Raw genomic sequence first — 22437 nt, forward strand, 5'->3', positions numbered from 1 at the left:
CGTAGACTGGGCCCGTGAGCGAGCCGAGCGACCCGAATGACCAGTTCGACGACATCGTCGACACCGAGACAGACCGCGACCCCGACCTGGCGGTGATCGAGGCCGGCAGCCGCACCCTGCGCACGCAGGGTGGACCGCCCCAGGGCGACCCCGTGCCCAGCCGCCCGGAGGACCCCGAGCTGGACAAGGCGCTGCGCGAGGTCGAGACCGAGCTGTCCACCCGCTGGGGCGAGACCAAGCTGGAGCCCTCCGTCAAGCGGATCGCGGCCCTGATGGACGTCCTCGGCGAGCCGCAGCGCGCGTACCCCTCGATCCACATCACCGGCACCAACGGCAAGACGTCGACGGCCCGCATGATCGAGGCCCTGCTCGGCGCCTTCGAGCTGCGCACCGGGCGCTACACCTCGCCGCACGTGCAGACCATCACCGAGCGGATCAGCCTGGACGGCGCCCCGATCTCCGCCGAGCGGTTCATCGAGACGTACCAGGACGTCAAGCCGTACGTGGAGCTGGTCGACGCCCGCGAGGAGTACCGGCTCTCCTTCTTCGAGGTCCTCACCGGCATGGCGTACGCCGCCTTCGCGGACGCCCCGGTCGACGTGGCGGTCGTCGAGGTCGGCATGGGCGGCACCTGGGACGCGACGAACGTCATCGACGCCTCCGTCGCCGTCGTCACCCCCATCGACCTCGACCACACCGACCGGCTCGGCGGGACGACCGCCGAGATCGCGACCGAGAAGTCCGGGATCATCAAGCAGGGCGCGACCGTCATCCTGGCCCAGCAGCCGGTCGACGCGGCCCAGGTCCTGCTGAAGAAGGCCGTCGAGGCGGACGCGACCGTGGCCCGCGAGGGCATGGAGTTCGGCGTCGCCTCCCGCGAGGTCGCGGTCGGCGGCCAGCTCCTCACCCTGCGGGGCCTGGGCGGCGAGTACGACGAGATCTTCCTGCCGCTGCACGGCGCCTACCAGGCGCACAACGCGGCGGTGGCGCTCGCGGCCGTCGAGGCCTTCTTCGGCATCGGCGCCGAGCACGCCAGGACCCTGGACGTGGACACCGTCCGCCGGGCCTTCGCCCAGGTGGCCTCGCCGGGCCGTCTGGAGATCGTCCGCTCCTCGCCGACCGTCATCCTGGACGCCGCGCACAATCCGCACGGCGCGCGGGCGACGGCGGAGGGCATCAGCGAGGCCTTCGGCTTCTCCCGGCTCATCGGCGTGGTCTCCACGAGCGGCGACAAGGACGCCAAGGGGCTCCTGGAGGCCTTCGAGCCGATCTTCGCGGAGGTCGTGATCACCGCGAACTCCAACCCGCGGGCCACCGACGTGGACGCGCTCGCCGCGATCGCGGTCGAGGTCTTCGGCGAGGAGCGGGTCGTCGTCGAGCCGCGGCTGCCCGACGCCATCGAGGCGGCCATCACCCTCGCGGAGGAAGAGGCCGAGTACGGCGGCGCGGGCGTCCTCGTGACCGGTTCGATCTTCACGGTCGGCGACGCCCGGCTGCTGCTGCGAAGGGGCTGAACCCGATGCGTGTGCTCTGTTCCTCGACCCTCATCGGCGAGTTCTTCGTGATCGGCTTCGCCGGGCTCGTCGCCATGAAGGACGACGGCCTCACGACGTCCACCGTCTGGTGGGTCTGCGGCGTGGCCATGGCCGTCTCGGTGCTGCTGTGCGGGATGATCACCCGGCCGGGCGGGGTGCAGCTCGGCTGGGCCCTGCAGGTCGGGCTGATCCTCAGCGGCTTCGTCGTCCCCACCATGTTCTTCCTCGGGGCCGTCTTCGCCGGTCTGTGGTGGGCCTCGGTGCACTACGGGCGGCGGATCGACAAGGTCAAGGCCGACTGGGCCGCGGCACATGCCTCGGCAGGGCCTGACGCTGCGTAATCGCGGGACGGGCGGGCCCTGTAGCCTCGGAGGTCCCGCACACCGCTTTTCCGAAGGAGTTCCCCCGTGAGCCAGCGATCGCTCGTCCTGCTCAAGCCCGACGCCGTCCGCCGTGGCCTGATCGGCGAGATCATCGGCCGCATCGAGCGCAAGGCCGGATGGGCCATCACCGCTCTGGAGCTGCGCGAGCTGGACCAGGACACGCTGGAGCAGCACTACGGCGAGCACAAGGGCAAGCCCTTCTACGAGCCGCTGATGGGGTTCATGCAGTCCGGTCCGGTCGTCGCGCTCGTCGTCGAGGGCGAGCGGGTCATCGAGGGCCTGCGCACGCTCGCCGGCCCGACCGACCCGATCGCCGCCGCGCCGGGCTCGATCCGTGGCGATTTCGGCACCATCGTCCGGGAGAACCTGATCCACGCCTCGGACTCGGAGGAGTCCGCGGCCCGCGAGCTGAAGATCTTCTTCCCGGGGCTCGTCTGAGCCGTTCGCTGACCCGGTGTCAGTCGATCGGCACAACCCTGTGGGGCGACCGAAGGAATTCGGTCGCCCCCAGGCATATGAACGTCAATCCCGGGAACGGATCGCCGCGTCCTGCCGTCACCAGTACTGAGGTGGACCAACGCGCGCCATTCGCGCGGGCGGCACTACGATGGAAAACTCCACGCCGCACCACTCTCAGCCATGGGAAATCAAGGGGAACTTCATGTCGTTCATCGGCCGTGACATGGCTGTCGACCTCGGGACCGCCAACACGCTGGTGTACGTCAGGGGTCGAGGCATCGTTCTGAACGAGCCGTCAGTCGTCGCCATCAACACCAACACCGGGGGCATCCTCGCGGTCGGCGCCGAGGCGAAGAAGATGATCGGCCGGACCCCCGGCAACATCGTCGCCGTGCGCCCTCTCAAGGACGGCGTGATCGCCGACTTCGAGATCACCGAGCGGATGCTCCGCTACTTCATCCTCAAGATCCACAAGCGCCGCTACCTGGCCCGCCCCCGCGTCGTCGTCTGCGTGCCCTCCGGCATCACCGGAGTGGAGCGCCGCGCCGTCATCGAGGCGTCGACCCAGGCCGGCGCCCGCCAGGTGCACATCATCGAGGAGCCCATGGCGGCGGCCATCGGCTCGGGTCTCCCCGTCCACGAGGCCACCGGCAACATGGTCGTCGACATCGGCGGCGGCACCACCGAGGTCGCCGTCATCTCCCTCGGCGGAATCGTCACGGCACAGTCCATCCGGGTCGCCGGCGACGAGCTGGACAACGCGATCATCCAGCACATCAAGAAGGAGTACTCCCTCCTCCTCGGTGAGCGCACCGCCGAGCAGATCAAGATCACCATCGGTTCCGCGTACGACCTCGACAAGGACGAGCACACCGAGATCCGGGGCCGCGACCTCGTCTCCGGCCTGCCGAAGACCGTGGTCATCTCCGCGGCCGAGGTCCGCAAGGCCATCGAGGAGCCGGTCAACGCGATCGTCGACGCCGTGAAGACCACCCTCGACAAGTGCCCGCCGGAGCTCTCCGGTGACGTCATGGACCGCGGCATCGTTCTCACGGGTGGCGGCGCCCTGCTCCGCGGCCTCGACGAGCGCCTCCGGCGCGAGACCGGCATGCCGATCCACATCGCCGAGGACCCGCTGGACTCGGTGGCGCTCGGCTCCGGCAAGTGCGTGGAGGAGTTCGAGGCCCTCCAGCAGGTCCTGGACGCCCAGCCGCGCCGCTAGCGACGACAGTTCGACCGAACAGCCCGACAACCGAACCACGAGGAAAGGCACGGCCGCCGCACGTGAGGGACACACGAGAGAGCCGGCTGCTCCTGGTGCTGCTGATCGCCATCGCGTTCGCACTGATCACGGTGGACATCCGCGGCGGTCAGGAGTCACCCGTCGACGGTGCCCGACAGGCCGCAGCGGCGGTCTTCGGGCCGGTCGAGAACGGTGTGGCGGCCGCCGTCGATCCCGTCGGGAACGCCATAGGCGCGGTACGGGACTCCGGGGAGCGGCACACCCGGATCGCCGCCCTGGAGAAGGAGAACGCCGAACTCAAGGCGAAGCTCGGCAGCGACGACCGCAACCGCAACCGGCTGCGCGAACTCGACGCCATGCTCAAGACCGCCGGCGCCGGGCAGTACGGCATCAAGGGCGCCCAGGTCATCGCCATAGGAGCGGCCCAGGGCTTCTCCTGGACCGTCACCATCGACATCGGCGCCCGCGACGGCATCGAGCGCGACATGACCGTGCTCAACGGCTCCGGGCTCGTCGGCCGCGTCACCACCGTCGGACCCTCCACCTCCACGGTGCTCCTCGCCAACGACCCCGACTTCACCGTCGGCACCCGCATGGAGAAGAGCGACGAACTCGGCTTCGCCACCGGCCAGGGCGACAGTCCGCTCCTGGTCCAGCTCCTCAACGGCAAGGCCAAGGTCAGGCCCGGCGACCGGCTCGTCACCTTCGGCTCGCGCGCCGACAAGCCCTTCGTGCCCGGCGTCCCGGTCGGCGAGGTCGTCCGCGTCGACCCGTCGGGCGGCGGCCTGACCCGCAACGTCTACGTCCGCCCGTACGTCGGCTTCACCAAGCTCGACATCGTCGGCGTCGTCGTCCAGGCCCCGCACTCCGACCCGCGCGACACGGTGCTCCCGCAGAAGCCCAAGCCCGCCCCGACCGTCACCGTCACGGTCACACCACCGCCACCGGACGGACAGCGGACGGACCGGCAGAAGCCGAACGACGGTCAGAACCAGCAGGCGCAGCAGGACCAGGGGGACGCGACACCGTGAAGCTCAACCGCATCCTCCTCTCCGCCGCCCTGATCGTGGTGGCCCTGGTCGTCCAGGTCTCCGTCCTCGCCCGCCTCCAGCTCCCCGGCGCCGTCCCCGACCTCGTCCTCCTCACCGTCGTCGGCCTGGCGCTGGTGTACGGACCCGTCAGCGGCTCCCTCATCGGCTTCACCGCCGGTCTCCTCTCCGACCTCGCCCCGCCCGCCGACCACGCCGCCGGCCGCTACGCCCTCGTGCTCTGCGTCATCGGCTACCTCGTCGGCCTCGCGAAGCCGGACAACGGCCGGCTCACCTCGGCGACCGGCCCCATGGCCGTCGTCGTCGCCGCGGCCGTCGGCTCCACGCTCCTCTACGCGGGCGTGGGCGCCCTCGTCGGCGACACCGCCGCCCGCCATGTCGGCCTCGGGTTCCTGCTGTTCACCGCGGCCGTGTACGACCTGCTCCTGGCGCCCTTCACGGTGCCGCTCATCATGGCCCTCGCCCGCCGCGCCGAGAACGACCCGCTCGCCGACACCGGCGGCGGCAACGGCGCCGACGTCGCCTCCGGCTGGCTCTCCTCCGGCACCGGCCTGAGGATCGGCACCCAGCGCGGCGGCCTGCGGGTGAAGGCCGCACGGAGCCGCGCCTCACGCGCCGGACGCATCAAGGGAGTCAAGCGACTGTGACCGAGGGGGCAACGGCAGCATGAGCAACATCCCCGAGACCGGGCGGACCCCCCGGGTCCAGATCCGGCTCGTCGTCATCCAGATCCTCGTCTTCTCCCTGCTCCTCACCCTGGGGGGCCGGCTCTGGTACCTCCAGATCCGCAACGGCAAGGAGTACACGGACGAGGCGAAGAACAACCACGTCCAGCAGGTCGTCCAGCCCGCCGTCCGCGGCTCGCTCCTCGACGCCCGGGGCGTCCCGCTCGCCGACAACGAGACCCGGCTCGTGGTCTCCGCGTCCCGCACCGACCTGATGAAGATGAAGGACGACGGCAAGGCCGTCCTCTCCCGGCTCGCCGACGTCCTCGACATGAAGCCGCAGGACGTCATCAACAAGATCCGGCTCTGCGACTCCAAGACGCCCAAGCCCTGCTGGAACGGTTCGCCCTACCAGCCGATCCCCGTCACCGACGAGGCCACCACCCAGCAGGCCCTCCAGATCCGCGAGCGCGCCGAGGACTTCCCCGGCATCACCGCCGAACCCACCGCCGTCCGCCGCTACCCGGCCCCCGGCAAGTCCCGCACCTCCCAGGTCCTCGGCTACCTCTCGCCCGTCACCGACGAGGAGATCGAGAAGGCCAAGGACACCGACTCGCCGTACCTGCGCTCCGACATGGTGGGCCGCTCCGGCCTGGAACGCACGTACGACAAGGAGCTGCGCGGCAAGGCCGGCGTCACCCGCTACGAGGTCGACAACCTCGGCCGCGTCATCGGCCAGGCCAAGAACGACCCCCCCGTGCCCGGCTCCAACGTCGTCACCTCCATCGACGCCCGCGTCCAGGCGGTCGCCGAATGGGAGCTGCACAACGCGATGGTCGAGGCCCGCAAGACCCACGACAGGAACACCAACGAGAACTACAAGGCCGACGCCGGCGCCGTCGTCGTCATGGAGGCCAAGACCGGCCGCATCGTCGCCATGGCCTCGCAGCCCGACTACGACCCCAACGCCTGGGTCGGCGGCATCTCCGCCAAGGACTACGCCGCCCTCACCGGCAAGGACTCCAACTTCCCGCTGCTGAACCGGGCCATCCAGGGCCAGGCCGCCCCCGGCTCCATCTTCAAGGTCGTCTCGACCGCCGCCGCCGTCAACGCGGGCTACGACTTCGACGGCCGCTACCCGTGCACCAGCTCGTACTCCATCGGCAGCCAGGTCTTCAAGAACTTCGAATCGCAGAACCACGGCCCCATCAGCCTCGGCCGCGCCCTCGAAGTCTCCTGCGACACCGTCTTCTACGCCCTCGCCCACCAGCAGTGGATCAAGGACGGCGGGATGAAGCCGAAGAAGAACCCGGGCGACTGGTTCTACAAGACCGCCCACCAGTTCGGCCTCGGCGCCGAGACCGGCATCGACCTCCCCAACGAGGTCACCGGCCGCGTCCCCGACCGCCAGTGGAAGCAGAAGTTCTGGGAGGCCAACAAGGACTGGTGGTGCAAGTACGGCAAGAAGGGCGGCACGTACGTCCAGCAGCTCTCGTACGAGAACTGCCTCGAAGGCAACCTGATGCGCGCCGGTGACTCCGTCAACTACTCCATCGGACAGGGCGACACCCTCGTCACCCCCATCCAGATGGCCACCATCTACGCCGCCATCTCCAACGGCGGCACCCTGTGGAACCCCACCGTCGGCAAGGCCGTCATCAGCCCCGACGGCAAGAAGGTGAAGGAGATCGCGCCCAAGTCGCACGGCAGGCTCCCCTTCGACGCCGACACCCGCAACTTGATAGACGAAGCCCTCGCGGGAGTCGCCACCCGCGGTACCGCCGCCTGGCGTTTCGCCCAGGTCGGCTGGCCGCAGGACAAGATCCCGATGCACGCCAAGACGGGTACCGCCGAGGTCTACGGCAAGCAGACGACCTCCTGGTTCGCCACGTACACCAAGGACTACGCGATCGTCATGACGATCTCCCAGGGTGGTACCGGCTCCGGCGCCTCCGGCCCCGCCGTGCGCAACATCTACGACGCGCTCTACGGACTCGACGACGCCGGCAACCAGGACCTCCGGCGGGCCCTGCTGCCGCAGCCGCAGAAGGACCTGCCGAGGATCGAGGCCGACGGCTCCATCGACGCGCCGAAGATCAAGCCGTACGACCCGGAGGCGCAGAAGGTCGACGAGACGAAGCAGCAGGTCGACGGCGCCCAGCCGCCGACCCCGCCGGCCGACCCCACGGCGCCCCCCACCCGGAAGCCGGACGACGACCAGCAGCTGGCGGGCCCGCCCGCCGCCCGCGGGAGGCTCTGAACAGATGACGGCACCCCACGGCTTCTCCGTCTCCCGGTACGCACCCGAGCGCGGCACCCTGGCCAAGCTGGCCGCCCGCGACTCGGTGCTCCGCCGGCTCGACTGGCCCATACTGCTCTCGGCTCTCGCCCTCTCCGGCATCGGCTCGCTGCTCGTCTGGTCCGCCACCCGCGGCCGCACCGAGCTCAACCAGGGCGACCCGTACTACTTCCTCTTCCGGCACGTGCTCAACACCGGCATCGGCCTCGCCCTGATGATCGGCACGATCTGGCTCGGCCACCGCACCCTGCGCGGCGCGGTGCCGATGCTCTACGGCCTCTCGATCCTGCTGATCCTCGCCGTCCTCACCCCGCTCGGCGCCACCATCAACGGCGCCCACGCGTGGATCGTCATCGGCGGCGGCTTCTCCCTCCAGCCCAGCGAGTTCGTGAAGATCACGATCATCCTGGTCATGGCGGTGCTCCTCGCCGCCAAGGTCGACGCCGGGGACCAGCTCCACCCCGACCACCGCACCGTCGCCAAGGCCCTCGCCCTGGCCGCCCTCCCCATGGGCATCGTCATGCTGATGCCCGACCTCGGCTCGGTCATGGTCATGGCGGTCATCGTGCTCGGCGTGCTGCTCGCCTCCGGCGCCTCCAACCGCTGGGTCCTCGGCCTCATCGGCGCCGGCGTCGTCGGCGCGGTCCTCGTCACCGCCCTCGGCATGCTCGACGAGTACCAGATCAACCGCTTCGCGGCCTTCGCCAACCCCGACCTCGACCCCGCCGGCGTCGGCTACAACACCAACCAGGCCCGCATCGCCATCGGTTCCGGCGGCCTCCTCGGCGCGGGCCTCTTCAAGGGCTCGCAGACCACCGGCCAGTTCGTCCCCGAACAGCAGACCGACTTCGTCTTCACGGTGGCCGGCGAGGAACTCGGCTTCGTCGGCGCCGGCCTGATCCTCGTCCTGCTCGGCGTCATCCTCTGGCGCTCCTGCCGGATCGCCCGCGAGACCACCGAGCTCTACGGGACGATCGTCGCGGCCGGCATCATCGCCTGGTTCGCCTTCCAGTCCTTCGAGAACATCGGCATGACGCTCGGCATCATGCCGGTCGCCGGCCTCCCGCTGCCGTTCGTCTCCTACGGCGGCTCGTCGATGTTCGCCGTGTGGGTGGCCATCGGACTGCTCCAGTCGATCCGGGTACAACGCCCGATGACCGCATGAGGGTGGCGGGAGGCGGTTAGATTCGGGGTATGGCCGAGACGAAGCGCGAGATCGAGCGGAAGTACGAAGCCACCGGGGAGACTCCGCCACCCGACCTCACCCGCGTCCCCGGAGTCTCCGAGGTCGTGGACCGGGGCGTCATGGAACTCGACGCCGTCTACTACGACACCCCGGACCTCCGGCTGGCGGCCGACGGGGTCACCCTCCGCCGCCGCACCGGCGGCAGCGACGCCGGCTGGCACGTGAAGTTCCCCGTCGCCGCCGGGGTCCGCGACGAGATCAGGGCCCCGCTGAGCGACGGCCTGCCGGACGAGCTCGCGGGGCTCCTGCGCTCCCGCGTCCGCGACGCCGAGGTCGTCCCGGCCGTCCGCCTCCGCTCGGCCCGTGACGTCCGCCACCTCCTCGACGCCGACGGCGCCCTCCTCGCCGAACTCTCCGTCGACACCGTCCACGCCGAACGCCTGCCCGAGGGCGAGACGGCCACCTGGACCGAGATCGAGGTCGAACTCGCGGACGGCATCGGCCCCGCCCTCCTCGACGCCGTCGAGAAACGCCTCCGCAAGGCCGGCATCCGCCCCTCCGCGTCCCCGTCCAAGCTCGCCCGGGCCCTCGCGGAGACCGGCTCGGAGCCCCAGACGGTCCCCGCCCCGGAGAAACCCGGCACCGCGGGCGCCGCCGTCCTCGCCTACGTACGCGAGCAGGCCGACGCGATCGTCGCGCTCGACCCCGCCGTCCGCCGCGACCTGCCCGACTCCGTCCACCGGCTGAGGGTCGCCTGCCGCCGGATGCGCAGCGCCCTCAAGACCTACCGCAAGGTCCTCGACCGGCACGTCACCGACCCCGTCGGCGACGAGCTGAAATGGCTCGCCGGAGAGCTCGGCGTCGCCCGCGACCAGGAGGTCCTCGACGCACGGCTGCGCGCCCGCATCGCCGACCTGCCCCCCACCCTCACCCTCGGCCCCGTCGAGGCCCGGCTGCGCCGCCGGGACGCCGCCCTCGCCAGGAACGCCCGGCACCAGGCCCTCGCCGCCCTCGACTCCGCCCGCTACCTCACCCTCCTCGACACCCTCGACGCGCTCCTCGCCGACCCGCCGCTGCGCAAGGCCGCCCGCCGCGACGCCCGCCCGGTCCTCGCCCGCGCCGTGCGCAAGGACCACGACCGCCTCGGCCGCCGGATCGAGCACGCCCTCTCCCTCGCCCCCGGCCACGAGCGGGACCTCGCCCTCCACGAGGCCCGCAAGGCCGCCAAACGCGCCCGCTACGCCGCCGACGCGGCCCGCCCCACCCTCGGCAAACCCGCCAAGCGGCTCTCGAAACGCGTCAAGGCCGTCCAGTCCCTCCTCGGCGAGCACCAGGACGCCGTCGTCGCCCGCGTCGCCCTCCGGGAGTTCGGGATCATGGCCCACGGCGTCGGCGAATCGGCCTTCACCTGGGGACTTCTCTACGGCCGGGAGGAGGCGGCGGCCGCCGCGGCCGAGCGGGAACTGCCCGGGGTCTGGGCCCGCGCCTCGGCCCCGAAGCTCACGGCGGCTCTGACCCGCTGAGCACCGGGGTACGCTTGAGAGTCGCCCCCCTGCCAGCTCACGAAGGTTCGAGATGTCTGCTGCCGAGTCTGTCTTCCCGCAGCTCGAAGCTCTGCTCCCGCACGTGCAGAAGCCGATTCAGTACGTCGGTGGAGAGCTGAACTCCACGGTCAAGCCGTGGGAGTCCGCCGACGTCCGCTGGGCGCTGATGTACCCGGACGCGTACGAGGTCGGCCTGCCCAACCAGGGCGTCATGATCCTCTACGAGGTGCTCAACGAGCGCGAGGGCGTCCTCGCCGAGCGCACGTACAGCGTGTGGCCGGACCTCGAGGAGCTGATGCGCGAGCACGACGTGCCGCAGTTCACCGTGGACAGCCACCGCCCCGTCGGCGCGTTCGACGTCTTCGGCCTGAGCTTCTCCACCGAGCTCGGCTACACCAACATGCTCACGGCCCTCGACCTGGCGGGCATCCCGCTGGAGTCGAAGGACCGGACGGTCGACCACCCGATCGTGCTCGCCGGCGGCCACGCGGCCTTCAACCCCGAGCCGATCGCGGACTTCATCGACGCGGCGATCATCGGCGACGGCGAGCAGGCCGTCCTCGACATGACCGAGATCATCCGGCAGTGGAAGGCGGAGGGCAGGCCGGGCGGCCGCGAGGAGGTCCTCTTCCGCCTCGCCAAGACCGGCTCGGTGTACATCCCGGCGTTCTACGACGTCGAGTACCTGCCGGACGGGCGCATCGGCCGCGTCGTCCCGAACAAGTCCGGTGTGCCGTGGCGCGTGTCCAAGCACACCGTCATGGACCTCGACGAGTGGCCCTACCCCAAGCAGCCGCTCGTCCCGCTCGCGGAGACCGTCCACGAGCGCATGTCCGTCGAGATCTTCCGCGGCTGCACCCGCGGCTGCCGCTTCTGCCAGGCCGGCATGATCACGCGCCCCGTGCGGGAGCGAAGCATCACCGGCATCGGCGAGATGGTCGAGAAGGGCCTCAAGGCGACGGGCTTCGAGGAGGTCGGCCTCCTCTCCCTCTCCTCCGCGGACCACTCCGAGATCGCCGACATCGCCAAGGGCCTGGCGGACCGGTACGAGGAGGACAAGGTCGGTCTGTCCCTCCCCTCGACCCGCGTCGACGCGTTCAACGTCGACCTGGCGAACGAGCTCACGAGGAACGGCCGCCGCTCCGGCCTCACCTTCGCCCCCGAGGGCGGTTCCGAGCGCATGCGCAAGGTCATCAACAAGATGGTCTCGGAAGAGGACCTCATCCGTACCGTCTCGACGGCCTACGGCAACGGCTGGCGCCAGGTGAAGCTGTACTTCATGTGCGGCCTGCCGACGGAGACCGACGAGGACGTCCTGCAGATCGCCGACATGGCGATGAACGTGATCGCCGAGGGCCGCAAGGTCTCCGGCCAGAACGACATCCGCTGCACCGTCTCCATCGGCGGTTTCGTCCCCAAGCCGCACACCCCCTTCCAGTGGGCCCCGCAGCTGTCGGCCGAGGAGACGGACGAGCGCCTGCGCAAGCTCCGCGACAAGATCCGCGGCGACAAGAAGTACGGCCGCTCGATCGGCTTCCGCTACCACGACGGCAAGCCCGGCATCGTCGAGGGCCTGCTCTCCCGCGGCGACCGCCGCATCGGCGCGGTCATCCGCGCGGTGTACGAGGACGGCGGCCGCTTCGACGGCTGGCGCGAGCACTTCTCGTACGACCGCTGGATGGCCTGCGCCGAGAAGACGCTCCCCGACTTCGGCGTGGACGTCGCCTGGTACACCACCCGCGAGCGCACCTACGAGGAGGTCCTGCCCTGGGACCACCTGGACTCGGGCCTCGACAAGGACTGGCTCTGGGAGGACTGGCAGGACGCCCTCGACGAGACCGAGGTCGAGGACTGCCGCTGGACCCCGTGCTTCGACTGCGGCGTCTGCCCGCAGATGGACACGCACATCCAGATCGGCCCGACCGGCAAGAAGCTGCTGCCGTTGACGGTCGTGAATCAGTAACGCTTGGGTGACGGCCCGGCGAAGGGGAAACCCTTCGCCGGGCCGTCGCGTCATTTCCGGCATGAACACGGAGAACACCAGGTCGCAGCCCCCGAACGAGCCCTCGGGCTGTCTCACGGGGGTGGCGCGCGCCATCGCCCTGGTGATCGTCCTGCCCGTCCGGCTGGTCTGGGACGCCCTCGCCTACTGCCTCGGGCAGCTGTGGCGCTGGGTCCTCGCCCCGCTCGGACGGGCCCTCGTCTGGCTGATCCACCACCTCGTCGTCATCCCGCTCCGGTTCCTGTGGGAGTGGGTCCTCGCGCCGGTCGGCCGGGCCCTCTGGTGGGTGGTCGACCTGCTGGTCGTCACGCCCCTGAAGTGGCTCGGGCGCTGGGTCCTCCTCCCCGTCGCCAAAGCCGTCTGGTGGGTGATCGACCTGCTCCTCGTCACCCCGCTGACCTGGCTCTGGCGGTACGTCCTCGCCCCCGTCGGCCGGGCGGTCGGCGCCGCCGTCGCCTGGGCCTGGCGGATCGGGGGCCGGATCTCCCGGGCCCTCGGGCGCGCCCTCGGCTGGGTGCTGTGGAACGCGATCGGCCGCCCCCTCGCCTGGACGTACCGGGTGGTCCTCACGCCCGTCGGCCACTGGCTGCGCACCTGGGTGTGGGCGCCCCTCGCCTCCGTCGGCCGGGCCGTCCGCGCCGCCGCCCGCGAGGTGCGCCTCGCCCTCTTCGGCGGGCCCCGCTGACAGCGGGCCCGCCTTCCGGATCACGCCGGGCTCGCGGGCCTGATCCGGAAGACGGGCTCTGGTCAGGGGAACCGGAGGTGGCTCGGGCGCGTACTCTGGGCAGTACGACGAACGTCCCCGGCGCGGCGCCCGCCCCGAGATCTCCCCGCAGGACGCGGGGGTGATCCGGGCGGGCCCCCAGGGGGCGTCCCCCGAGCTTCCGGGCGGAGCGCCACCCGCGCCCGCCCCGCACCGAGGAGAAGAACCACTGGGCAAGCGACAGCCCGAAGGCCCGCCGCCCGCACCGGCGGTGCAGCGCATCCGACTGCGCTACACCAAGCGCGGCCGCCTCCGGTTCACCAGCCACCGTGACTTCCAGCGCGCCTTCGAGCGTGCGCTGCGCCGTGCCGAGGTGCCCATGGCGTACTCGGCGGGCTTCACCCCGCACCCCAAGGTGTCGTACGCCAACGCCGCCCCGACCGGAACGGGCTCCGAGGCCGAGTACCTGGAGATCGCGCTCACCCAGACGCGCGACCCGGAGACCCTGCGGGCCCTGCTCGACGAGTCCCTCCCGGCCGGCCTCGACATCACCGACGCCGTCGAGGCCCGGACCTCGGGTCTCGCCGACCGGCTCACCGCCTCCGTGTGGGAGCTGCGCCTGGAGGGCGTCGCCGTCGAGGACGCCGAGAAGGCCGTCGAGGCGTTTCTCGCCGCCGAGACCGTGGAAGTACAGCGCAAGACCAAGAACGGAGTCCGCACCTTCGACGCCCGTTCCGCCGTCACCGAGCTGACGGCGGTCCGTCACCAGGGCGATCCCCAGGGTGATAGGCCGCTGGACAGCGCCTGTGCGATACTGCGCCTGGTTGTTCGGCACGTGACACCTGCCGTACGACCCGACGACGTCCTGTCCGGTCTCCGAGCTGTGGCCGACCTGGCGCCGCCGGTCCCCGCTGCGGTGACCAGGCTGGCGCAGGGGCTCTTCGACGAGGAGTCCGGCACGGTGACCGACCCGCTCGCGCCCGACCGCGAGGCAGTCACGGCCGCTTCACCCACGGCCGCCGCGACCGCCCCGGCGACGGCGCCGGGTGCCGGTACCGCGTAGGGAGCGGTCGTCGTAGCGCCGCCCTGGCACTCGGGAGCCACCTGGGTCGGGCAGCGCACTGACCAGGAGACTTTCGCCAGGCCGTCCGCACAGGGCGTACGGAACCGGCGAGCCAGACACATAAGCTCCCGTGCGGCGCCCGCGCCCCGGACGGCGGCACCGCGCCACAGGCGCGATCGTGCCGCCGGACCGGAACCAGGCGCGACGCCCGGGAGCGTGACGGGAGAACCCCGCATGCTCGAGTCCAACGAAGACACCAACGCCCCCGGTGACAAGCTGCCGCCGCGCCGCAGGCGCCGCGCCGCTTCCCGCCCCGCCGGTCCGCCGGTGACGGGCGCCACCGCCGACGCGGCCGAGACCACGGCGACCGCCGAGGCCCCGGCCGCCGTGGAGGCCGCCCCCGCCGAGGCCGAGGCCGCCCCCGCGCCGCGCACCCGCCGCCGGGCCACCCGCAAGGCCACCGCGCCCGCCGCGGAGACCGCGCCCGAGCCGGTCGCCGAGCCGGTCGTGGAGACCCCCGCGGCCGAGGCCGCCGAGGAGGCCCCCGAGGCCGCCCCCGCCCGCCCGCGCCGCCGTGCCACCCGCAAGGCCACCTCGCCGGTGACCTCCCCGGCCGCCGCCGAGGAGACCGTGGCGCCCGCCGCCGAGACCGCCGCCGCTCCGGCCGCCGAGGCCGTGGAGGCCGTGGAGGAGGCCGCGCCGCCGGCCCGTACGCGCCGCCGCGCCACCCGCAAGGCCACCTCGCCGGTGACCTCCCCGGCCGCCGCCGAGGAGACCGTGGTCGCGACCCCGGCCGCCGAGCCGGTCGCCGAGGCCGCCGTGGCCGAGGCCGTCGAGGAGGCCCCCGAGGCCGCCCCCGCCCGCACCCGCCGCCGCGCCACCCGCAAGGCCGCCTCGCCCGAGCCGACCGCGGCCCCGGCCGCCGAGCCGGCCGTCACCGGCGAGTCGCTGCCCCAGGCCACCGTCGAGCAGATCGCCGCCGACGAGGCCGAGGTCGCCGCCGCCGAGACCGCCGCCACCCGCGGTCGCGGCCGCCGCCGCGCCACCTCGCCGCAGTTCACCTCCGAGCCGGCCCCGGCCCGCGAGCCGCGCCGCGCCGCGCGCCCCGCCGTCGCCGTCTTCCAGGCCCCGGTCTTCACCGAGCCCATGTTCCAGACCCCGGAGACCGCCGCCATGGCCGCCGCCGCCGTGGTCGAGGAGCCGGAGGAGGACGAGACCGTCGAGACGGCCGAGGCCGTGGAGGCCGTCGAGCCCGCCGAGACCGAGACCGCCGAGCGCGCCGAGACCGGCTCCCGCCGTCGCCGTCGCCGCCGTGGCGAGCCCGTCGCCGTCGAGCCCGTCCCGGCCACCGTCGCCGACGAGCCCGAGGTCGAGGCCGCCGCCGACGAGGTCGAGGAGGCCGAAGAGGCCGAGGAGACGGACGAGTACGAGGACCGCCCGTCCCGCCGTCGCCGCCGTGGCGGCCGCCGCCGTCGTCGCGGCGAGCTCACCGAGGTCGAGGAGACCGAGGAGGGCGAGGAGCCGCACGCCGAGGACGAGACCGAGGAGACCGACGAGACCGAGGAGGAGTCGGAGGAGGCCGAGGCCTACGCCGGCGGCTCCAGCAGCTCCCGTCGCCGTCGCCGTCGCCGCCGTCGCAGCGGGGACGCCTCCGTCGACGTCGAGGCGGGCGAAGAGGACGGCGTCCGCACGGTCGTCAAGGTCCGCGAGCCCCGCCCGGCCCGCGAGAAGGCCGAGCCGTCCGACGAGGTCCAGTCCATCAAGGGCTCGACCCGTCTGGAGGCCAAGAAGCAGCGCCGCCGCGAAGGCCGCGAGCAGGGCCGCCGTCGCGTCCCGATCATCACCGAGGCCGAGTTCCTCGCCCGCCGCGAGGCCGTCGAGCGCGTCATGGTCGTCCGCCAGAACGGCGAGCGCACCCAGATCGGCGTCCTGGAAGACAACGTGCTCGTCGAGCACTACGTCAACAAGGAGCAGGCCACCTCCTACGTCGGCAACGTCTACCTGGGCAAGGTCCAGAACGTGCTGCCGTCCATGGAGGCCGCCTTCGTCGACATCGGCAAGGGCCGCAACGCGGTCCTGTACGCCGGCGAGGTCAACTTCGAGGCGCTCGGCATGGCCAACGGGCCGCGCCGCATCGAGTCCGCCCTCAAGTCCGGCCAGTCGGTCCTCGTGCAGGTCACGAAGGACCCGATCGGCCACAAGGGCGCGCGTCTGACCAGCCAGGTCTCCCTCCCGGGCCGCTACCTCGTGTACGTCCCCGAGGGCTCGATGACCGGCATCAGCCGCAAGCTCCCGGACACCGAGCGCGCCCGTCTGAAGACCATCCTCAAGAAGATCGTCCCCGAGGACGCGGGCGTCATCGTGCGCACCGCCGCCGAGGGCGCGAGCGAGGACGAGCTGCGCCGTGACGTCGAGCGCCTGCAGGCGCAGTGGGCCGACATCCAGAAGAAGGCCAACCAGATCTCGACGTCCGCGCCGAGCCTGCTCTACGGCGAGCCGGACATGACCGTCCGGGTCGTCCGCGACATCTTCAACGAGGACTTCTCGAAGGTCATCGTCAGCGGCGACGACGCGTGGGAGACCATCCACGGGTACGTCTCGCACGTCGCGCCCGACCTGGCCGACCGACTGTCCAAGTGGACCAGCGAGGTCGACGTCTTCGCAACGTACCGGATCGACGAGCAGCTGATGAAGGCGCTCGACCGCAAGGTCTGGCTGCCGAGCGGCGGCTCGCTGGTGATCGACAAGACCGAGGCGATGGTCGTCGTCGACGTCAACACCGGCAAGTTCACCGGCCAGGGCGGCAACCTCGAGGAGACCGTCACCAGGAACAACCTGGAGGCGGCCGAGGAGATCGTGCGCCAGCTCCGCCTGCGCGACCTGGGCGGCATCGTCGTCATCGACTTCATCGACATGGTCCTGGAGTCCAACCGCGACCTGGTGCTGCGCCGCCTCCTGGAGTGCCTGGGCCGGGACCGGACCAAGCACCAGGTGGCCGAGGTCACCTCGCTCGGCCTGGTCCAGATGACCCGCAAGCGGGTCGGCCAGGGCCTCCTGGAGTCCTTCTCCGAGACCTGCGTCCACTGCAACGGCCGCGGTGTCATCGTGCACATGGAGCAGCCGGCCACCGCCGGCGGCGGTGGCGGCGGCAAGCGCTCGAAGAAGCGCGGTCGCGGCGGCGCCGAGCACGTCCACGAGCACGAGCACGCCGAGGCGGTGGAGACGGCGGAGGCCGAGGTCGAGACCGAGGCCGAGGTCGCCGCGGAGCTGGCCGCCCCGGTGGCCGTGCCGGTGCCGATCGCCGCGGACGAGGAGCTGTACGGCTCCGCCGCCGAGGCGGAGGCTGCCGCCACGCGCGGTCGTGGCCGCCGTCGCGCCACCCGCCGGGTGTCCGCCCCGGTCGTCTCGACGCCGGTCGCCCCGGCGCCGGTCGTGGAGACCGAGGCCGTGGACTTCGAGCCGGCGCCCGCCGCCGAGCCCGTCGTCCCGGTCGCAGAGCCCGAGCCGGTCGTGGAGTCCGAGCCGGTGGTCGAGGAGACCGCCGCCCCGGCCCCGCGCGGCCGTCGCCGTGCCACCCGCCGGGTGACGTCCCCGGTCGTCTCGACCACGGACACGGCCGCCGAGGTCGTCACCGAGCCGGTCGCCGAGCCCGCTCCGGAGCCGGAGCCCGTCGTGGCGCCGGAGCCGGTGGCCGAGCCCGTCGCCGAGGCCGTCGAGCCCGTCGTCGAGGAGGCCCCCGTGGCCGCCCCGCCGCGTGCCCGCCGCCGGGTGGTCCGCAAGGCCACCGCCCCCGCCGGTTCGCCCGCGGGTGCCGAGGAGGCGGCCGTCGTCGTGGTGCCCACGGCTCAGGCCGAGGGCACCGAGGCCGCCGAGGCTCCGGCCGAGGCGGAGGCCGCGCCGGCCAAGAAGACGGCCGCGCGCAAGACCGCGAAGAAGGCCACGGCCAAGAAGGCCGCCACCAAGAAGACGGCGGCGACCAAGAAGACCGCGGCGAAGAAGACCACCGCCAAGAAGACCACGGCCAAGAAGGCGGCGGAGAAGACCGCCGCCCCGGCCCAGGACTGACCGGCCGGTGCGGGCCGCCCCTCCGTCCGGGGAGGCGGCCCGCACCGCACGGGCGAATTTGACCCTCCGAGGCGGCCGCCCGTAACCTAGACCGTCGGCGTGTCTGACGACACGCCGCGCCTCTGAGCACCTCCCTCCCGCTCGCCGGGAGAGGCCGCTCGTCCGATTCCGGAACGCCACGGGCCCCCGGGCCCGTGTGAGTGGCTGGCGTCAGAGGTTTCATCCCGAGTGAGAGAGAGATCCGCGTGTACGCCATCGTGCGCAGCGGTGGTCGCCAGCACAAGGTTGCTGTCGGCGACATCGTTGAGGTTGACAAGATTTCCACTGCCAAGGTTGGCGACACGGTCGAGCTCTCGACCCTGCTCGTTGTCGACGGCGACGCCGTGACCAGCGACCCGTGGGTCCTGGCCGGCATCAAGGTCGAGGCCGAGGTCGTGGATCACCACAAGGGCGCCAAGATCGACATCCTGCGCTACAAGAACAAGACCGGCTACCGCCGTCGCCAGGGTCACCGTCAGCAGTACACGGCGATCAAGGTCACCGCGATCCCGACGGCCGCGAAGTAAAGAGGGACTGAGCAATGGCACACAAGAAGGGCGCATCGTCCACCCGGAACGGTCGCGATTCCAACGCCCAGCGGCTCGGCGTGAAGCGCTTCGGCGGTCAGGTCGTCAACGCGGGTGAGATCCTGGTCCGCCAGCGCGGCACCCACTTCCACCCGGGCGCGGGCGTCGGCCGTGGCGGCGACGACACGCTGTTCGCCCTGCAGGCCGGTTCGGTGCAGTTCGGCACCCACCGTGGCCGCAAGGTCGTGAACATCGTTCCGGTCGCCTGATCGGAACTCTTTGCGGAGGCGGACCTCACTTCCCGGAAGGGAAGAGGGTCCGCCTTTCGCGTGTTACTAGATAGACATTCCACCCGTAATTCTCTGGAGGCACAGAACCATGACCACCTTCGTGGACCGCGTCGAGCTGCACGTCGCCGCGGGTAACGGGGGCCACGGCTGCGCCTCCGTACACCGGGAGAAGTTCAAGCCGCTCGGCGGCCCCGACGGCGGCAACGGCGGCCGTGGCGGCGATGTGATCCTGGTCGTCGACCAGTCGGTCACCACCCTCCTCGAGTACCACCACTCCCCGCACCGCAAGGCCACCAACGGGCAGCCCGGCGCCGGCGACAACCGCTCCGGCAAGGACGGCCAGGACCTGGTCCTGACCGTGCCCGACGGCACCGTCGTCCTCGACAAGAAGGGCAACGTCCTCGCCGACCTGGTCGGTCAGGGCACCACCTTCATCGCCGGTCAGGGCGGTCGCGGCGGCCTCGGCAACGCCGCGCTGGCCTCGGCCCGCCGCAAGGCCCCCGGCTTCGCCCTCCTCGGCGAGCCCGGCGAGGCCCGGGACATCGTCCTGGAGCTCAAGACCGTCGCCGACGTGGCGCTCGTGGGCTACCCGAGCGCCGGCAAGTCCTCGCTCATCTCCGTCCTGTCGGCCGCCAAGCCGAAGATCGCGGACTACCCCTTCACCACGCTCGTCCCGAACCTCGGCGTGGTCACGGCCGGCTCGACCGTCTACACGATCGCCGACGTGCCGGGTCTGATCCCGGGCGCCAGCCAGGGCCGCGGCCTCGGCCTGGAGTTCCTCCGCCACGTCGAGCGCTGCTCGGTCCTCGTCCACGTCCTCGACACGGCGACGCTGGAGTCGGAGCGCGACCCGGTCAGCGACCTCGACGTCATCGAGGAGGAGCTCAAGCAGTACGGCGGCCTGGAGGACCGGCCCCGGATCGTCGTCCTCAACAAGATCGACATCCCGGACGGCCAGGACCTCGCGGACATGATCCGCCCGGACCTGGAGGAGCGCGGCTACCAGGTCTTCGAGGTCTCCGCCGTCGCCCGTACGGGTCTGAAGGAGCTCTCCTTCGCCCTCGCCGGCATCGTCGCCGAGGCGCGCGCGGCCAAGCCGAAGGAGGAGGCGACCCGGATCGTCATCCGTCCGAAGGCGGTCGACGACGCCGGCTTCACCGTCACGTACGACGAGCACGAAGAGGTCTACCGGGTGCGCGGCGAGAAGCCGGAGCGCTGGGTCCGCCAGACCGACTTCAACAACGACGAGGCCGTGGGCTACCTGGCCGACCGCCTCAACCGCCTCGGCGTCGAGGAGGAGCTGATGAAGGCCGGTGCCCGCGCGGGCGACGGCGTCGCGATCGGCTCCGAGGACAACGCGGTCGTCTTCGACTGGGAGCCCACCATGATGGCCGGCGCCGAGATGCTCGGCCGCCGCGGTGAGGACCACCGTCTGGAGGCCCCGCGTCCGGCCGCGCAGCGCCGTCGCGACAAGCAGGCGGAGCGCGACGACGCGCAGCGCGAGTACGACGAGTTCGACCCGTTCTAGGCGGGTCCGCCCCGTTCCGGTGGGCGGGGCGGCGCGGGATCTCCCGGGCCGCCCCCCGGGGGGGGGCGCATGCCGGCCCTCCGCCGGCGGTCATCGGCCGGGCGCCCTTGGGGTGCCCGGCCGGTTCCGTACGGGAGCGGGCCGCCCGGGGGCCGTCCGGGGGCCACGTAGGATTCACGGGTGAGTGAGACCCCCCGGCCGCAGGCCGCCGCGCGCGTCAGTGTCGTCGTCATCGCGTACAACGACGCGGCGCACGTCGGCGACGCCGTCCGCTCCGCGCTCGCGCAGGGCGAGGCGGTCGGCGAGGTCGTCGTCGTCGACGACGCCTCCGGGGACGACACGCCCGAGGTCCTCGCCGGCTTCGCCGACGACCCGCGGGTGCGCCCGCTGATCCGGCGGGAGAACAGCGGCGGCTGCGGCACCCCCCGCAACGACGGCATCGCCGCCGCCGTCCACCCGTACGTCCTGTTCCTCGACAGCGACGACCTGCTGCTGCCCGGCGCCGTCGACGGCCTGCTCGCCGTCGCCTCCGAGCGGAGCGCCGACGTCGTCGCGGGGATCTGCGTGCGGCGCGAGCTCCCCGAGGGCCGTGAGACCGTCTGGGCCCCCTCGCTGTACGACGTCTCCCAGGGCGCCACGCTCCCCGGCACCGTCCTCGACGGCGTCGAGGGCCACCCGGAGTTCGTCCTCGACACCCTCTCCGTCAACAAGCTCTACCGCCGGGACTTCCTCGACCGGCACGCCATCCGCTTCCCCGACGGCGCCTTCCACTACGAGGACTTCGTCTTCAGCGCCCGGGTGCAGGCCGCCGCCCCCCGGCTCGCCGTCACCGACGTGCCCGTGTACGTGTGGCACGTGCGGCGGCGGGCCGCGACCCTCTCCATCTCGCTGCGCCGCGCCTCCCTGGCCAACTGGGAGCACCGGATCGCCGCGCACGCCGCCGTCGTCGAGGTCTTCCGCGCGGCGGGACGGCCCGCGCTGGCCCGCGCAGCGCAGACGAAGTTCCTCGACTACGACCTCCCCATGTACCTGCGCGAGCTGCCGCAGCGGACCCCCGCCTACCGGGCCGACTGGTGGACGGCCACCCGCGCGCACCTGGCCGGCTTCGAGGCCGCCGCGGTCCTGGACGCCCAGGCTCCGGGCCGTTGGCTGCACGCCGGGCTCGCGGCCCTCCCCGCCGTGCCCGAGGGACGGGAGCTGACCCGCTTCGTCGAGCTGGCCGCGCCCCTGCCCCGGCTCGTGCCGCCGTACCCGCGCGGCGAGGACGGCGCCCCGGTGCTGTCCGCCGCGCCCGCCGACGTACCCCTGGAAGGTCTCGCGGAGCTCGCGCCCGCGCGGCTGCCCGTGGCCGTGGACGGTTCCGTGACCGTCGGGGCGTCGACCCGGCTGACCCTGACCGTCCACGATCTCTACGGGCGTGTCGCCGAACTGGGGCCCACCGCCGTCCGCGTGGTGTTCACGGAGCGGGTCTCGGCGGCGGAGCTGTCGCTCGACGCGCCGCTGCTCCCCGCGGAGGAGGGCTGGACGGCCACCGTCTCGCTGCCGACCGCGAAGCTGCTCCGCGCGGGCCGGCTCGCCGCCTGGTCGCTCCGTGCCGAACTGCGGTACGCGGACGGCTCGACCGGGGACGCCGAGGTCAGGACCCCGCAGGGGTTCGTGGGACGGCGCGGAATGGTCCTCGGGCGACTGGGCCGGGTGCTGCTCGTCCAGGTCGTGGCCTCGGCGCGCCGGGGGCTCGTCCTCCGCTTCGCGGGCGGCGCGGTCGGCGCGCGGCAGGTGGTCTCCGGCCGCTTCAAGAGGCTGTTCGCGATGCGGTGAACATCACCGGAGGCCCGGGTGGGCAGGTATGAAACAATT

Annotated in this window: 17 protein-coding genes; all 17 read left to right on the plus strand. The window is 72.2% G+C overall.

What is annotated here, in order from left to right:
- Nucleotides 1-14: 14 nt before the first annotated feature.
- The 17 genes from ACFYUZ_RS00635 (at nt 15) to ACFYUZ_RS00715 (ending at nt 22398) form a co-directional block, all read left to right on the plus strand.
- Nucleotides 15-1514, plus strand: a complete 1500-nt coding sequence (locus ACFYUZ_RS00635; RefSeq protein ID WP_389305027.1) for a bifunctional folylpolyglutamate synthase/dihydrofolate synthase — start codon at nt 15-17, stop codon at nt 1512-1514.
- 5 nt (nt 1515-1519) lie between these two features.
- Nucleotides 1520-1876 (plus strand): DUF4233 domain-containing protein, encoded by a 357-nt coding sequence (locus tag ACFYUZ_RS00640; protein ID WP_389305028.1) that lies wholly within the window; start codon nt 1520-1522, stop codon nt 1874-1876.
- A gap of 66 nt (nt 1877-1942) precedes the next feature.
- On the plus strand, nt 1943-2356 hold the full coding sequence (ndk, locus tag ACFYUZ_RS00645; protein WP_093876112.1) for a nucleoside-diphosphate kinase: 414 nt from the start codon (nt 1943-1945) through the stop codon (nt 2354-2356).
- A gap of 223 nt (nt 2357-2579) precedes the next feature.
- Nucleotides 2580-3599, plus strand: a complete 1020-nt coding sequence (locus tag ACFYUZ_RS00650; RefSeq protein WP_017239313.1) for a rod shape-determining protein — start codon at nt 2580-2582, stop codon at nt 3597-3599.
- Nucleotides 3600-3661: 62 nt separating this feature from the next.
- On the plus strand, nt 3662-4651 hold the full coding sequence (mreC, locus tag ACFYUZ_RS00655) for a rod shape-determining protein MreC (protein WP_389305030.1): 990 nt from the start codon (nt 3662-3664) through the stop codon (nt 4649-4651).
- Complete coding sequence (mreD, locus tag ACFYUZ_RS00660; RefSeq protein WP_389305032.1) at nt 4648-5316, plus strand: rod shape-determining protein MreD; 669 nt, start codon at nt 4648-4650, stop codon at nt 5314-5316. Before mreC ends, mreD begins: the two co-directional genes overlap by 4 nt.
- A gap of 19 nt (nt 5317-5335) precedes the next feature.
- A complete protein-coding gene (gene mrdA / locus ACFYUZ_RS00665) occupies nt 5336-7594 on the plus strand; it encodes a penicillin-binding protein 2 (RefSeq protein ID WP_389305034.1) in 2259 nt (752 codons plus the stop codon).
- A 4-nt stretch (nt 7595-7598) separates the two neighbouring features.
- A complete protein-coding gene (gene rodA, locus ACFYUZ_RS00670) occupies nt 7599-8798 on the plus strand; it encodes a rod shape-determining protein RodA (protein WP_389305036.1) in 1200 nt (399 codons plus the stop codon).
- Between the two features lie 29 nt (nt 8799-8827).
- A complete protein-coding gene (locus ACFYUZ_RS00675; protein WP_389305038.1) occupies nt 8828-10342 on the plus strand; it encodes a CHAD domain-containing protein in 1515 nt (504 codons plus the stop codon).
- A 52-nt stretch (nt 10343-10394) separates the two neighbouring features.
- Entirely contained in the window at nt 10395-12326 is a 1932-nt protein-coding gene (locus ACFYUZ_RS00680; RefSeq protein ID WP_389305040.1) for a TIGR03960 family B12-binding radical SAM protein, read from the plus strand.
- Nucleotides 12327-12387: 61 nt separating this feature from the next.
- On the plus strand, nt 12388-13050 hold the full coding sequence (locus ACFYUZ_RS00685) for a hypothetical protein (RefSeq protein ID WP_389305041.1): 663 nt from the start codon (nt 12388-12390) through the stop codon (nt 13048-13050).
- 289 nt (nt 13051-13339) lie between these two features.
- On the plus strand, nt 13340-14131 hold the full coding sequence (locus ACFYUZ_RS00690) for a TIGR03936 family radical SAM-associated protein (RefSeq protein ID WP_389305043.1): 792 nt from the start codon (nt 13340-13342) through the stop codon (nt 14129-14131).
- A 234-nt stretch (nt 14132-14365) separates the two neighbouring features.
- Entirely contained in the window at nt 14366-18196 is a 3831-nt protein-coding gene (locus ACFYUZ_RS00695) for an Rne/Rng family ribonuclease (protein WP_389305045.1), read from the plus strand.
- Nucleotides 18197-18441: 245 nt separating this feature from the next.
- Entirely contained in the window at nt 18442-18762 is a 321-nt protein-coding gene (rplU, locus tag ACFYUZ_RS00700) for a 50S ribosomal protein L21 (protein WP_030211179.1), read from the plus strand.
- Between the two features lie 14 nt (nt 18763-18776).
- Nucleotides 18777-19031, plus strand: a complete 255-nt coding sequence (gene rpmA / locus ACFYUZ_RS00705; protein WP_010041940.1) for a 50S ribosomal protein L27 — start codon at nt 18777-18779, stop codon at nt 19029-19031.
- Nucleotides 19032-19140: 109 nt separating this feature from the next.
- The gene (obgE, locus tag ACFYUZ_RS00710; protein WP_389305046.1) at nt 19141-20580 is read left to right on the plus strand and encodes a GTPase ObgE; all 1440 of its coding nucleotides are present in this window, start codon (nt 19141-19143) and stop codon (nt 20578-20580) included.
- A gap of 180 nt (nt 20581-20760) precedes the next feature.
- Nucleotides 20761-22398 carry a glycosyltransferase gene (locus ACFYUZ_RS00715; protein ID WP_389305048.1) on the plus strand — a complete coding sequence of 546 codons (1638 nt, stop codon included), beginning with the start codon at nt 20761-20763 and terminating at the stop codon, nt 22396-22398.
- Nucleotides 22399-22437 lie beyond the last annotated feature (39 nt).

It is taken from the genome of Streptomyces sp. NPDC004266, assembly GCF_042874095.1.
In the GTDB taxonomy this organism is placed as follows: Bacteria; Actinomycetota; Actinomycetes; order Streptomycetales; family Streptomycetaceae; genus Streptomyces.

Excerpts from the sequence above, each read along its gene's own strand:
- ACFYUZ_RS00640 (WP_389305028.1), top strand. The coding sequence starts at position 1,520 with ATGCGTGTGCTCTGTTCCTCGACCCTCATCGGCGAGTTCTTCGTGATC.
- ACFYUZ_RS00650 (WP_017239313.1), top strand. The coding sequence starts at position 2,580 with ATGTCGTTCATCGGCCGTGACATGGCTGTCGACCTCGGGACCGCCAAC.
- mrdA (WP_389305034.1), top strand. The coding sequence starts at position 5,336 with ATGAGCAACATCCCCGAGACCGGGCGGACCCCCCGGGTCCAGATCCGG.
- rodA (WP_389305036.1), top strand. The coding sequence starts at position 7,599 with ATGACGGCACCCCACGGCTTCTCCGTCTCCCGGTACGCACCCGAGCGC.
- ACFYUZ_RS00675 (WP_389305038.1), top strand. The coding sequence starts at position 8,828 with ATGGCCGAGACGAAGCGCGAGATCGAGCGGAAGTACGAAGCCACCGGG.
- ACFYUZ_RS00680 (WP_389305040.1), top strand. The coding sequence starts at position 10,395 with ATGTCTGCTGCCGAGTCTGTCTTCCCGCAGCTCGAAGCTCTGCTCCCG.
- ACFYUZ_RS00685 (WP_389305041.1), top strand. The coding sequence starts at position 12,388 with ATGAACACGGAGAACACCAGGTCGCAGCCCCCGAACGAGCCCTCGGGC.
- ACFYUZ_RS00695 (WP_389305045.1), top strand. The coding sequence starts at position 14,366 with ATGCTCGAGTCCAACGAAGACACCAACGCCCCCGGTGACAAGCTGCCG.
- rpmA (WP_010041940.1), top strand. The coding sequence starts at position 18,777 with ATGGCACACAAGAAGGGCGCATCGTCCACCCGGAACGGTCGCGATTCC.
- obgE (WP_389305046.1), top strand. The coding sequence starts at position 19,141 with ATGACCACCTTCGTGGACCGCGTCGAGCTGCACGTCGCCGCGGGTAAC.